Consider the following 217-nt stretch of genomic DNA (forward strand, 5'->3'; position numbering starts at 1 on the left):
ACTTTACCTAACTCATTGAGCCATTGAGCTGTTTCTTCCACCTTTTTTCGGGACAGGCAATAGATAATACCTGCATCTTCTGGATGATGAGCTTGGATAAATGACCAGAGTTCTTGCTTGGCATTACTAAGGTCTGAGACGTGGTATTGAATGTTTGGTCTATCGAAACTGTGAACAAAGACCTCGGCGTTCTCCAAGGCCAGCTGTTCGATAATTT

The 217-nt window shown here is 42.9% G+C and carries 1 pseudogene; it reads right to left on the reverse strand.

Annotated elements, in window-relative coordinates:
- Window positions 1-217: pseudogene (locus MRS74_RS23820) on the reverse strand (ATP-dependent DNA helicase RecQ); the annotation flags it as partial.

This window comes from Marinobacterium sedimentorum, assembly GCF_024267675.1.
GTDB classification, from domain to species: Bacteria; Pseudomonadota; Gammaproteobacteria; order Pseudomonadales; family Balneatricaceae; genus Marinobacterium_A; species Marinobacterium_A sedimentorum.